This is a genomic window from Sutcliffiella horikoshii (assembly GCF_044809035.1).
Lineage (GTDB): Bacteria > Bacillota > Bacilli > Bacillales > Bacillaceae_I > Sutcliffiella_A > Sutcliffiella_A horikoshii_G.
In genome coordinates this window covers 1,783,834-1,797,167 of the sequence record NZ_CP085237.1, presented here as the reverse complement: position 1 = coordinate 1,797,167, position 13,334 = coordinate 1,783,834, and the positions used below count along the sequence as shown (strand labels likewise).

General features: G+C 43.6%; 12 protein-coding genes. All 12 read right to left on the bottom strand.

Annotated elements, in window-relative coordinates; translation table 11 throughout:
• Positions 1-28 precede the first annotated feature (28 nt).
• The 12 genes from pyrE to lspA all read right to left on the bottom strand — a co-directional run bounded on the left by pyrE (position 29) and on the right by lspA (position 13,312).
• On the bottom strand, positions 29-661 hold the full coding sequence (gene pyrE / locus LG307_RS09385) for an orotate phosphoribosyltransferase (protein ID WP_404450014.1): 633 nt from the start codon (positions 659-661) through the stop codon (positions 29-31).
• A gap of 8 nt (positions 662-669) precedes the next feature.
• Entirely contained in the window at positions 670-1,383 is a 714-nt protein-coding gene (pyrF, locus tag LG307_RS09380) for an orotidine-5'-phosphate decarboxylase (protein ID WP_404450013.1), read from the bottom strand.
• Positions 1,355-2,296, bottom strand: a complete 942-nt coding sequence (locus LG307_RS09375) for a dihydroorotate dehydrogenase (protein WP_404450012.1) — start codon at positions 2,294-2,296, stop codon at positions 1,355-1,357. The genes pyrF and LG307_RS09375 overlap by 29 nt, the downstream gene beginning before the upstream one ends.
• Entirely contained in the window at positions 2,293-3,069 is a 777-nt protein-coding gene (locus LG307_RS09370) for a dihydroorotate dehydrogenase electron transfer subunit (RefSeq protein WP_404450011.1), read from the bottom strand. The genes LG307_RS09375 and LG307_RS09370 overlap by 4 nt, the downstream gene beginning before the upstream one ends.
• Positions 3,069-6,284 (bottom strand): carbamoyl-phosphate synthase large subunit, encoded by a 3,216-nt coding sequence (carB, locus tag LG307_RS09365; RefSeq protein WP_404450010.1) that lies wholly within the window; start codon positions 6,282-6,284, stop codon positions 3,069-3,071. The genes LG307_RS09370 and carB overlap by 1 nt, the downstream gene beginning before the upstream one ends.
• Entirely contained in the window at positions 6,269-7,366 is a 1,098-nt protein-coding gene (locus LG307_RS09360) for a carbamoyl phosphate synthase small subunit (protein ID WP_404450009.1), read from the bottom strand. Before LG307_RS09360 ends, carB begins: the two co-directional genes overlap by 16 nt.
• Entirely contained in the window at positions 7,363-8,652 is a 1,290-nt protein-coding gene (locus LG307_RS09355) for a dihydroorotase (RefSeq protein ID WP_404450008.1), read from the bottom strand. The genes LG307_RS09360 and LG307_RS09355 overlap by 4 nt, the downstream gene beginning before the upstream one ends.
• Positions 8,618-9,544 (bottom strand): aspartate carbamoyltransferase catalytic subunit, encoded by a 927-nt coding sequence (locus LG307_RS09350; RefSeq protein WP_404450007.1) that lies wholly within the window; start codon positions 9,542-9,544, stop codon positions 8,618-8,620. Before LG307_RS09350 ends, LG307_RS09355 begins: the two co-directional genes overlap by 35 nt.
• Before the next feature lie 162 nt (positions 9,545-9,706).
• Positions 9,707-11,026, bottom strand: a complete 1,320-nt coding sequence (locus LG307_RS09345; protein ID WP_404450006.1) for a solute carrier family 23 protein — start codon at positions 11,024-11,026, stop codon at positions 9,707-9,709.
• Between the two features lie 156 nt (positions 11,027-11,182).
• Positions 11,183-11,725 carry a bifunctional pyr operon transcriptional regulator/uracil phosphoribosyltransferase PyrR gene (pyrR, locus tag LG307_RS09340; RefSeq protein WP_404450005.1) on the bottom strand — a complete coding sequence of 181 codons (543 nt, stop codon included), beginning with the start codon at positions 11,723-11,725 and terminating at the stop codon, positions 11,183-11,185.
• A gap of 208 nt (positions 11,726-11,933) precedes the next feature.
• A complete protein-coding gene (locus LG307_RS09335; RefSeq protein WP_404450004.1) occupies positions 11,934-12,848 on the bottom strand; it encodes an RluA family pseudouridine synthase in 915 nt (304 codons plus the stop codon).
• Positions 12,845-13,312, bottom strand: a complete 468-nt coding sequence (gene lspA / locus LG307_RS09330) for a signal peptidase II (protein WP_404450003.1) — start codon at positions 13,310-13,312, stop codon at positions 12,845-12,847. The genes LG307_RS09335 and lspA overlap by 4 nt, the downstream gene beginning before the upstream one ends.
• Positions 13,313-13,334 lie beyond the last annotated feature (22 nt).

The following is a 13,334-nucleotide window of genomic DNA, read 5'->3' as shown; positions in this document are numbered from 1 at the left end:
CAGTCCAAGGGATTCCCCTCAAAAAAATTTAAAACTCCATCCAAGTCTCGCTTGTCGGATTTTCCACCCATTTCGAAAGCTTCTTGCGGTCACCTTCTCCGATATAGTCCTTCTCGATTGCCACATCCATCAAAGTCTGATAATCACAAAGTGCGTACGCTTCAATCTCGTAATTGGCCAAGTTATCATCTGCAACTTCCAGGCCGTATGTAAAAATTGCGACCACTCCAAGCACTTCACATCCCGCTTCCCTAAGAGCATCAACGGCTGCGATGGCGCTGCCGCCAGTGGAAATCAGATCTTCTACCACAACTACCTTCTGTCCTGTTTCTACCTTCCCTTCAATCTGATTACCTTTTCCATGGGCTTTTGCCTTGCTTCGAACATAGCACATCGGTAGGTTCAGCTCATTGCTCACCAATGCGGCGTGCGGGATGCCGGCTGTCGCAGTCCCCGCCACAACCTGCACATTAGGAAATTTTGAAACAATTAATCGGGACAAAGATTCAGAGATGTTCTTCCTCACGCGAGGATAAGAAATGGTCAAACGGTTGTCGCAATAAATTGGTGATTTAATTCCTGATGACCAAGTAAAAGGATCGTTTGGTTGAAAAAATACTGCTTTGATTTCTAGTAAATCTTCTGCAACTGTTCTGTTCATAAGCTCGTTCATCCTATCTCCACTCCCTGCCATTGTTGTAATATCGTTTCATATGCTTTACAAGGGTTTACAGCGCGGGTAATACTTCTTCCTACTACGATGTCTGTTGCGCCAAACTCACGCGCCTCCAATGGAGATACCACCCGTTTCTGGTCATCCACACTATCCTCTTTCAAACGGATTCCAGGAGTCACTTTTTTGAATTCCGCTCCAAGCGCATTCCGCAGCATAGTTGCCTCTAGTGAGGAACACACCACACCATCCAAGCCGCTCTCAAATGCATTTTGTGCATAGTGCAAAACTACTTCATTAAGCTGTGCACGAATCATCAGATCCTCTTGCATACGTCTTTCTGTCATACTAGTCAGCTGTGTGACAGCAATCAAGTTTGGGCGTCGTCCACCTGCCCCTTCCATCAAACCCTCCAAACCGGCTTTCATCATCTCTTTCCCACCGGCAGCATGCAGGTTTGTCATCGTGACACCTAACTTACCAAGACCTTTCATCGCTTGGTAAACGGTATGTGGAATATCATGAAGCTTTAAATCGAGAAATACATCGTGTCCCTCGGCAATCAAATATTCCACAATCCTTGGCCCTTCCTGGTAATACAGCTCCATTCCGACTTTCACATATAATTTTTCCTCACCGAAATGGGTAAGAAACTTAGAAACTTCTTCTCTGCCAGGAAAATCAAGCGCGACTATAAGCGATTTTTGCATGCTGCTTCCAGCTCCTTCCGATACACTCTGAAATATGCTCAAACCCTAATTCGTGCATTTTATAAGGAAGTTCTTCGATGATGGTCGGACAGACAAAAGGATCTACAAAGTTTGCGGTTCCGACTGCTACGGCACTTGCCCCTGCAAACAGGTATTCCAAGACGTCTTCAGCAGATTGCACCCCGCCCATGCCAATTATTGGGATGGAAACCTTTTGGCTGACTTCATGGATCATACGTATGGCTACCGGCTTAATGGCCGGCCCGGATAATCCACCAGTACCATTCGCCAATACCGGTCGTCCTGTTTTCAAATCTATTCTCATTCCAAGCAGTGTATTGATCATCGTCAATCCATCTGCTCCAGCCTTTTCAATTGCCACAGCAATGTCTGAAATGTTTGCTACGTTTGGAGATAATTTAACGTAAACTGGTACCTCTGATACTTCCTTGACCGCCTTTGTTACTTCAAAAGCAACTGCAGGGTCTGTTCCGAAAGCTATTCCACCAGTCTTCACGTTTGGACAAGATATATTTAATTCCAAAGCATGAACATTCGGTGCAGCGGAGATTTCTTTTGCAACTTTTACATAGTCTTCAATCAAGGAACCTGCAACATTGGCAATGATGGGAACATCGTAATTTGCTAAGAAAGGCAGCTCTTCAGAAAGGACTTTATCCAAGCCTGGATTTTGCAGTCCAATGGCATTAAGCATTCCTGCGTTGGTTTCGGCCACTCGAGGAGTCGGATTGCCGAATCTCGGCTCTGCAGTGGTAGCTTTTATCATGATAGCTCCTAAAACATTTAAATCGTAAAGATTGGCAAATTCCCGTCCAAATCCAAAGCATCCGGAAGCTGGCATGATAGGATTTTTTAAATCAAGGCCTGGCAACTTTATCGATAAGCAACTCATAGTACAACCTCCCCTGCTCGGAATACCGGTCCATCTGTACAAACTTTTTTGTAGGAATATCCTTCTGGATCGTTTTGAAGATGACAAACGCAGGCGAAACACGCTCCGATTCCACATCCCATTCGCTCTTCTAGAGATAAATAGACGTTCTCGTGTGGGAATAGGTTTTCAAGTGCAGCAAGCATAGGTGTTGGACCACAGGCAAAGAGGGTGTTAAACGTTGGTTGAATCTCATCCAGGACATTTGTGACAAACCCTTCCCTACCATATGTTCCGTCAACCGTCGCCACATAAGTGTCACCAAAATAGGCAAATTCATTTTTGTAAAAGACATCTTCCTTCGAGTGAAACCCAAGAACATGCGTAGTGCTGATGCCGTTTCGATGCAATTGCTTCGTTAACTCGAGCAGTGGCGGGACACCTATTCCTCCTCCTACAATCAATGCATGATCGCCGCGTTGTAATTCATCTACGGTAAAACCGTTCCCGAGCGGGCCTAAAACGTCCAGCTTGTCACCTGGCTGTTTCAAAGCTAAAAGCATTGTTCCTTTTCCCTCAGCTCTGTATGTGATTTTACATTGTCTATTTTCTTTATCTATACAAGAAATACTGATTGGACGCCTTAAAAGGGTGTCGAACCCTTCTGTCGCTCGGATATGAACGAACTGACCAGGGGAACTCATCAAGTCGACGAGTTCTCCTTCTAAGGTCATTTCATAGATATTACGTGCAATGTTGGTTTGAGAAATGATGGTCATCCAGGCTTTTTTCATTAACTGTACACCGCCTCTTGCTCTTTGCTTTCTAAAGTTTCAATAGATTCAATGGAGAATGTCATGGATTCTAATACTCTCAAAATTGCTTTTGCAGTATCAAGTGATGTTAAGCAAGGTATTCCATTTTCCACTGATTCGCGGCGGATTCTGAAGCCGTCACGTGCTGGTTGTTTTCCTTTAGTAAGGGTGTTGATGACAAACTGTGCCTGCCCTTTTCTGATGACATCAATAAGATTTGGTGACTCTCCCCCAATTTTGTTCACGACCGTTACAGGAATATCTGACTCACCGAAGAACTCCGCTGTTCCGGCTGTCGCCAAGAGCTTGTAGCCGATACGGTGGAATCTCTTCGCAAGTTGTAGTGCTTCCTCTTTGTCCTTGTCTGCAATGGTGAATAGTACAGAGCCGTATGTTTTAATGGAAATCCCGGAAGCAACGAGTCCTTTATATAACGCTTTTTCAAGAGTGATATCTTTTCCCATTACTTCTCCGGTTGATTTCATCTCTGGTCCAAGCGTGATGTCTACATTTCGCAGTTTCGCAAAAGAGAATACCGGTACCTTCACAAACACACCTTTGGTCTCCGGTTGCAGTCCAGATCCATATCCTTGTGATGCAAGTGTTTCACCTAGGATGATCTTGGTTGCTACTTTGGCCATTGGCACATGGGTTATTTTGCTTAAGAATGGTACGGTACGGCTTGATCTTGGGTTTACTTCTATTACATAGACATCTTCTTTGTAGATGACAAATTGGATGTTTAGTAGCCCAATAATGTTCAAGCCTTGCGCCAATCTTGTTGTGTAATCGATGATCTGTTCTTTGATGGCAGCACTCAATGTTTGCGGTGGATATACCGCGATTGAGTCTCCTGAATGGACTCCGGCGCGCTCTATATGCTCCATTATGCCTGGAATGAATACATCTTTTCCATCAGAAATCGCATCAACTTCTATTTCTTTTCCTATCATGTATTTGTCTATCAGTACTGGGTGTTCCGGGTTAATTTTTACTGCATTTTTCATGTAGTGTAATAGTTCTTCAGATTTATAGACAATTTCCATTGCACGCCCGCCAAGGACATAAGATGGACGGACAAGCACCGGGTAGCCTATTCCTTCCGCAATTTGGATGGCCTCAGGAATGGAGATGGCAGTTTTCCCTTTAGGCTGCGGGATATCAAGAGCGTTCAGCGTCTGCTCGAATTTATCGCGGTTTTCCGCACGATCCAGGTCTTCTAATGTTGTACCAAGGATTTTAACTCCTCTTGCTTCTAGTTCTGCAGCCAGGTTGATTGCTGTTTGTCCGCCAAATTGCACGACGACTCCTTTAGGCTTTTCCAGATTGATGATATTCATAACGTCCTCGATTGTCAGCGGCTCAAAGTACAGCTTGTCGGATATACTGAAGTCCGTTGATACGGTTTCTGGGTTGTTATTGATGATGATTGCTTCATAACCTGCTTCTTTGATGGCCCATACACTATGGACGGTTGCATAGTCGAATTCCACGCCTTGCCCGATTCGGATAGGACCAGACCCAAGCACGACAATGCTTTCTTTTTCGGTAACTTCTGATTCATTCTCATCTTCATACGTTCCATAGTAATAAGGTGTACTAGATTCGAATTCGGCTGCACAAGTGTCGACCATTTTATAGACCGGTGCTATTGTTTTTTGAAGTCGGAGTTCATAGATATCTCTTTCTGTTGTTGACCATAGCCTGGCTATTGTCTCGTCACTGAAGCCCATTTGTTTTGCTTCTATCAAAGTGGAGAGGCATCCATTGTTGCTTGTGATGAACTCTTCCATTGCCAAAATTTTATGCAGTTTTTGCAGGAAAAACAGGTCAATCTCACACCAGTCATGGATGGTCTGAATGGTGACGCCCCTTCTCATCGCTTCCGCAATATAGAACAACCTTTCATCTCCAGCTTTTCTGATACGTTTTTCCACTAGTTCATCTGAAAATCCTTCACTGCCCTCTAGCTCTAGGTAGGCTATATTTGATTCTAATGAACGGACCGCTTTAAGGAGTGACTCTTCAAACGTTCTCCCGATTGCCATTACTTCTCCGGTTGCTTTCATTTGCGTGCCAAGACGTCGGTTCGCGGATTCGAACTTATCAAAAGGGAACCTTGGGATTTTGGTCACAATGTAATCTAGTGCAGGTTCGAAGCATGCATACGTTTTTCCTGTAACAGGGTTCATCATTTCATCTAGTGTGAGGCCTACCGCGATTTTTGCTGCCAATTTAGCAATTGGATAACCTGTTGCCTTGGACGCAAGTGCAGATGAACGGCTTACCCTTGGGTTAACTTCAATGATGTAGTAGTTGAAACTGTGTGGATCAAGCGCAAGCTGTACGTTACATCCGCCCTCGATTTCCAGGGCACGGATGATTTTCAGTGATACATTCCGCAACAGCTGGTATTCCCTGTCACTAAGCGTTTGGCTTGGTGCTACCACGATGGAGTCTCCTGTATGAACGCCTACCGGGTCAATGTTTTCCATATTACAGACCACAATGGCATTGTCATTGCTGTCACGCATCACTTCGTATTCAATTTCTTTAAATCCGGCGATGCTTTTTTCCAGCAGACATTGTGTTACCGGGCTATTTTTCAGTCCGCTTGTCACGATTTCGATTAATTCTTCTTCGTCTGAACAAATTCCTCCGCCTGTACCGCCAAGCGTATAGGCAGGTCTTACAATTACTGGATAACCAACTCGATCCACAAATCGGTATGCTTCTTCGAGGTTTGTAATGATATCACTATCTGGTACCGGTTCACCCAGCTCATTCATCAAGGTACGGAACAGGTCGCGATCCTCTGCTTTTTGGATAGCAGATAACTTTGTACCCAGTATTTCAACGTTACATTCTTCCAAAACTCCCGCTTCTGCTAATTCCACTGCAAGGTTCAAACCTGTCTGGCCGCCAAGGGTAGGAAGAATGGCATCAGGTCGTTCCTTACGGATGATTCTGCTAACAAATTCAACTGTTAAAGGTTCCATGTATACTTTGTCGGCCATTTCCTGATCTGTCATGATGGTTGCAGGATTGGAGTTTACTAAGATGACTCGGTATCCTTCTTCGCGAAGTGCAATACACGCTTGAGTTCCTGCATAATCAAATTCTGCTGCCTGGCCGATCACAATGGGACCGGACCCGATTACTAAGATGGATTGGATATCTAAACGTTTTGGCATACAAGTTCCTCCTTTTTCGCTTCCTTGATAAGTTCCATGAATTGATCAAATAAGTAGTTTGCATCTTCCGGTCCTGGACTTGCTTCTGGGTGATATTGAACCGTGAATACCGGGTAATCTTTATGTTTGACTCCTTCTACCGTCCCGTCGTTCAAGGCGATATGCGTCACTTCTAGTCTTGTATTTCCTAATGATTCTTCCGTTACGGTGTAGCCGTGATTTTGAGAGGTCAGTGCCACTTTTCCTGTTTTCAAATCTTTTACAGGGTGATTTGATCCTCTATGGCCGAACTTCATCTTTTCTGTATCAGCTCCACATGCAAGAGCAAAAAGCTGATGTCCCAGGCAAATTCCGAATACTGGGATTTTACCGAGTAGCCCTTGAATCATCGTAATGGCTTCCGGAACGTCTTTTGGATCTCCAGGTCCATTGGACAGCATCACACCGTCCGGGCTAAGCTGCATAATTTCTTCTGCAGTGATGTTGTAAGGAACAACTACCACGTCGCATCCGCGTTTGTTCAATTCTCGTAAAATACCATGTTTCATGCCGAAATCCACAAGAACTACTCGGTAACCGCGACCCGGGCTGGGATAGGCCGTTTTCGTAGATACTTGTTGAACTTGGTTGGTTGCAAGTGTTGTTGTTCTTAATTGTTGAACGACTTCTTCGCGGTCTACATCAAGCCCGCATAAAGCCCCTTTCAACGTCCCATGCTGACGTATGATCCGTGTCAGTTTTCTTGTATCAATTCCTGCAATCCCAGGAATGTCCTTTGCTTTGAAAAACTCGTCCAAGGTCCATTGATTACGGAAGTTGGAAGGATAGTCACTTACTTCTTTTACAATGAAACCGTGGATGGCAGGATGAATGGATTCAAAGTCATCTCTGTTCACTCCGTAATTTCCAACTAACGGGTATGTGAGGGTAACAAGCTGACCGCAGTAAGACGGATCAGATAATATTTCTTGATAACCTGTCATTCCTGTATTAAAAACTACTTCCCCAATAGAGTCCTTTAAGCTGCCAAACGCCTTTCCTACAAAGAAAGTGCCGTCTTCTAAAATTAGTTGTCGATTCATACTTGAACACTACCTTTCTGCCATACTAGTTTTCCATCTACCATTGTCATTACTGGCCATCCTTTGCATTTCCATCCAGAGAAAGGTGTATTTTTCCCTTTAGATAAGAAATTTTCCGGATCAACCGCTGCTAAGATCATCAAATCGATTATTGTAAGATCTGCAGGAGCTCCTTCTTCTAGTTTTCCACTATTAAGTTTGAACACTTCTGCAGGTTTAACCGTCAGCCAATCTACTAGTTGTTTTAGCGTGAATTTTCCTGTTTCCACAAAGTTTGTATAAAGTAATGGAAAGGCAGTTTCTAGTCCCACAATTCCAAATGGTGCTTTTTCCATGCCTTCTGATTTTTCCTCGGCTGTATGCGGAGCATGATCGGTTGCAATGAAATCAATGGTTCCGTCAAGCAAACCCTCTATTAATGCTTCTTGGTCTGCTCTTCCTCTTAACGGAGGATTCATTTTGAAATTCGCATCAAGTCCCGGGATATCATCTTCACATAATAATAGATGATGTGGGCTGACTTCAGCTGTGACTTTAATGCCAGCTCGCTTTGCGTCCCTTACCACTCTGACGGATTCTTTTGTACTGATATGGCACACATGATAGTGGCATTCAGCAGCCTCAGCCAGCAAAATGTCACGTGCTATATGAACGGATTCACATACGGATGGAATTCCATTTAAACCATTTTCTTTAGAGAACTTCCCTTCATGGACAGCTCCTTTGTTTATCAGTGTATTTTCTTCACAGTGAGCAACGATCGCCATATCAAGAGCCGCGGCTTGTTTCATTGCTTCTAGCATTTTGGAGGCATCCTGCACACCAACCCCGTCGTCTGTAAAAGCGAATGCACCAGCTTCTTTTAATTCGGCAAAATTGGTAAGTTCCTGTCCAAGTTGTCTTGTAGTGATGCATGCATACGGAAGGACACGAACACTTGCCGTTTCTTCAATTCTATTAGTCAGCCAATCTAGCTGTTCTTTCGTATCAGGTGTCGGTCTTGTATTTGGCATTGCACAAATGGTGGTGAAGCCCCCCTTAGCTGCAGCCATCGTTCCTGTTTCGATCGTTTCTTTCTTTTCACCGCCTGGTTCCCTTAGGTGTACATGTACATCGATGAACCCTGCGGATATAAGATTTCCTTCAAGATCGATTACTTCTTCTATGCCTTTATCATCAATGTTGGAGGCGATGCTTTTGATAGTTTTATCCTCAATCAGGATATCCACCTTTTCCATTTCACCTTCAGAATTAAGCCATTTCCCATTCTTTAATAATGTTGTCATGCTCTTTTCCTCCTTCATTGTTTGTTAGTGCTCTTTTTAGTACCGCCATTCTCATGTATAAGCCATTCTCCATCTGTTTGAAAATTCTTGAGCGCTCGCATTCCACAAGCTCTGAATCGATTTCCACCCCGCGGTTGATTGGTGCAGGGTGCATGATGATGCTGTTCGGCTTCATTTCTTTTTCTCGTTGGATTGTCATACCATACTCTTGGTGGTAGTCATCCAATCCCGTCTTGCCGCTGTGATGCCTTTCATGTTGAATTCTTAGAAGCATCACCACATCGCTTTTTTGTACCGCCTCATCCATCGTGATGTAGGCTCCTTGATGATAGCTTTCATCCTTCCATCCTTCAGGTGCGACAAATCTTACCACTGCTCCAAGTCGCTCTAGCACCTCTGCGTTAGACCGTGCCACCCGACTATGACGAATATCGCCGACAATGGTTATCTTCAAGCCTTCAAATTCCTCAAACTCCTGGTAGATGGTCATCAAATCCAATAACGACTGAGTCGGATGATTCCCACACCCATCTCCTCCGTTGATGATAGCTGCTTGGATATTATGTAACTGGTTGAAATATTCCTCTTCAGGATGGCGGATAACAAGTGCGCTTACGCCTAGGGACTCTAGAGTTTTGGCCGTATCGTATAAGCTTTCACCTTTGTTGACACTAGATGTACTGACTTCAAATGGGAGCACTTGTAGACCCAGTTTTCTTTCTGCAACTTCAAAGCTGCATTTTGTTCTTGTACTTGATTCGTAGAAGAGGTTTGCAACAAAGGTCTGTTTTTCTGGTGTCCATTGTTTTCCTTGTTGAAATTCCATCGCCTCTTCAATCAGTGCCATAATCTCTTCATTTGCCAAATCATTCATCGTCCGTAAGTGCCTCATTTTCATCCCTCCCGATTCATAAAAAAACACCCTATCCATAGTGCCGGAAGGGTGTTTTGCTCATACTCAGGTAAACAAGAGGATACGTTTTGCAGAATCTTCCTTGTTTACTAAGTGTTCGCTGTGCACCCTTCTCAGTCTCTCTGGACTACTCTTAAAAGGTTAAGCTACTGTATTTTGTTTTTCTTCGTATTTTCTTTGTTCTGTTTTTTCTTGTTCATCCTGCGGCAGGACAAGGTTTAAGACGACTCCGATAATAGCGGCCATTGCCATTGCAGGGATCTGGAAATTGTCCACTTTGATGAACGCTCCGCCAATTCCGATAACGGTAATGACGGCTGCGATGATCAGGTTTCGTTTAATATTGAAGTCTACTTTATTATCAATCAGCATTCTTAATCCGCTTGATGCAATGATTCCGAAAAGCAGTATGCTTACTCCACCCATCACTGCACTTGGTACTGTGCTAATCAATGCTGCGATTTTTCCGATGAATCCGAATGTGATGGCTATCACTGCCGCTCCTCCGATTACAAACACACTGAACACCCTGGTGATGGCAAGGACGCCGATATTTTCACCGTATGTTGTATTAGGCGGTCCACCGATAAGTGATGCAAGCATCGTTGCTACTCCGTCTCCAAGGATGGAACGGTGAAGTCCCGGTTTTTGGATAAAAGGTCTTCCTACTACTTTACTTAGTACCATCTGATGTCCGATATGTTCTGACAGTGTTACGATCGCTACCGGCACCATAATGAAGAAGATGGATGCGTTGAAGCTTGGTGTGTAGCTGACGAATGGGAGTAAGAAATCTGGTGCTTGAATCCAGCTTGCTTCTTTGACAGGTGTTAAGTCTACTAATCCTGTAAAATAGGCAATCAAGTACCCGGAAACTATTCCGATCAGGATTGGTACCAGGCTGAAGACTCCTTTTAGGAAGATGATTGCCCCGATAGTGATGGATAGAGTTGCCATTGCCACCATTAAGTGTTTCACGCTGTATATTAGTTCCTCTTCCGGTGCTCCCGGGTTTTCATACATTGCCATATCGACCGCCACCCCAGCTAATCCTAAACCGATAACGATGATGATGGGCCCTACCACAACTGGCGGTAAAAGCTTCATGATCCATTGATGTCCAAGTTGTTTGATCAACAATGCGACAATCCCGTACGCAAGTCCTGCCATAAAACTTCCGATCATTGCAGCACCAGGTCCACCTATTTCACTTGCCAATACGATTGGTACGATAAAGGCAAAAGAAGAACCAAGGTAGGCAGGTATTTGACCTTTCGTTATAAGCAGGTATGCCAGTGTCCCAAGTCCGCTTGATACTAATGCAACTGCAGGGCTTAATCCCACCAAAAGCGGAACCAAGATGGTTGCGCCGAACATGGCGAACAGATGCTGCAGGCTCAAAATAACCCACTTCGGTTTACTTGGTACTTCGTGTATGTCTAAAACTGGTTTCTCTCTCATAAAGTTTACCTCCCGTAATCTCCGCATAAAAAACTCTTTGTGCAGCCTGAGGGCACAAAGAGGTAGAGAGGTTCTTAGAAAGATCCGCCAGCAGCGGATTCTAAAACCAATTCCCCCCTTTGCCAGCCTCACGGGACTGCATTTAAAAGGGTCTATTTATTTTTCGTGTATGCTTACTTGATCGTTATTATCTATTTCGGATAATTCTACGATAATTTTTTCGGTGCTTGCCGTGGGAATATTTTTTCCTACAAAATCCGCTCTGATCGGGAGCTCCCTATGTCCTCTGTCGACAAGGACAGCAAGCTGAATTTGTGAAGGTCTGCCGAAATCCATCAGTGCGTCCATTCCAGCTCTAACCGTTCTTCCTGTGAACAATACATCATCTACAAGGATGACTTTCTTATTGTTTATGTCCACCGGAATATCAGAACCTTTTACAAGTGGTTCATTATCAGAAGTTTTGGTAGTCAAGTCGTCTCTGTAAAGGGTGATGTCTAATTCTCCTACTGGAATATCTTTTTCTTCTATTTGATTGATGCGTTCGGCCAACCTTTTAGCCAAGTGAATTCCTCTTGTTTTAATTCCTACTAGTACGGAATCCTCCACACCTTTATTGCGTTCGATAATTTCATGAGCGATGCGTGTCAACGCTCTTCTAATTGCCTGCTCATCTAAAATCAAAGCTTTTTCCGCCATTTTTCTTCACCCTTCCTTGCCCCTTGCTTGTAACGAGAAACAAAAAACCTCTCACCGTATGATGAGAGGTTTTTGTACACGAATATAGAGGGATGGCTATAGTTATAGCTACTCCATTCGCATATGCCGTTACCTTCTCAGCCTCACGGGACTGTCGTTTAAAGGTCTTATTCAACTGAGATGATTATCTCAAAATAACTTTAATCTGTCAATGATTTTTTAAATGTTTCAATACACGCTCGAATTCTGGCGGATTAGGCGCCTCAAATTCCATATATTCCTCTGTACGCGGGTGGATAAAACCGAGGATACCGGCATGAAGAGCCTGTCCTTCGATATCTAGTGATTTTTTCGGCCCATATTTCGGGTCCCCTGCCAACGGATAGCCGATATATTTCATATGAACACGGATTTGGTGGGTCCGACCTGTTTCAAGCTGACACTCAATATGTGTGTAGTCTTTATACCGTTCGATTACACGGAAATGAGTCACAGCGTTTCTGCTGTTTTCATTTGTCACAGTCATCGCTTGGCGATCTTTTTTGTCACGTCCGATTGGAGCATCTACCGTCCCTACATCATGGGAAATGACACCGTGTACGACTGCTTGGTATTTCCTTGTAACGGTTTTAGCCACAAGTTGGTTTACTAGCTTTTCATGTGCAAAATCATTTTTTGCGACCATCAATAAACCGGATGTGTCTTTGTCAATTCGGTGGACGATTCCAGGTCTTAATACACCATTAATACCTGATAGATCTTTGCAATGTGCCATCAAGCCGTTGACAAGTGTACCTGACGCATGGCCAACTGCAGGGTGAACAACCATCCCGCGAGGCTTGTTTACTACAATTACGTCCGAGTCTTCATAATAAATATCAAGATCCATTTCTTCTGGCAACACATCTAATGCTTCTGGTTCCGGAATGGTAACCGTAATATCGTCACCAACACTGCACTTGTAATTCGGCTTCGTTTTCTCACCGTTAACAAGAATTTGTCCGTCTTTGATCCATTGTTGGACTTGTGAACGGGACCACTCTTCATTTTGAGTGGAAAGTACCTTGTCGATACGGTCATTTTTTTGTGATTCATCAATATGAATCGTCATTGTTTCTGTCATTTTTTTGATAACTCCTTCTCTTTCTTGCCTTCTATTATCGTTAAGACTAATATGATCCCAACGCCTATTACTAATGCAGAATCAGCTACATTAAAAATAGGGAAATCGTAGGTGAAGATAAATGTGTTGATAAAGTCAATTACTTCTTGATGCAAGACACGATCAATGAAATTCCCTATAGCGCCACCAAGCATCAAACTTAATGCAAGCTTCATCCAAGGTTGATCTTTCGGCAGCTTTTGCAGGTATACAATAAGTCCGATGACAACACCAACTGTAATAATGTAAAAAAAGTACATCTGGCCTTCAAGTATTCCCCATGCAGCACCTCTGTTGCGGTGGGAAGATAAATACAAAAAGTTATGTATGATCGGAATGTTCTCTCCAATTTCCATATATCTTACTACCAACCATTTTGTTAGTTGGTCGACAATGATAATGACAAGTGCAATAAGATAATACATCTTAACACGTACCCCCAGGTTT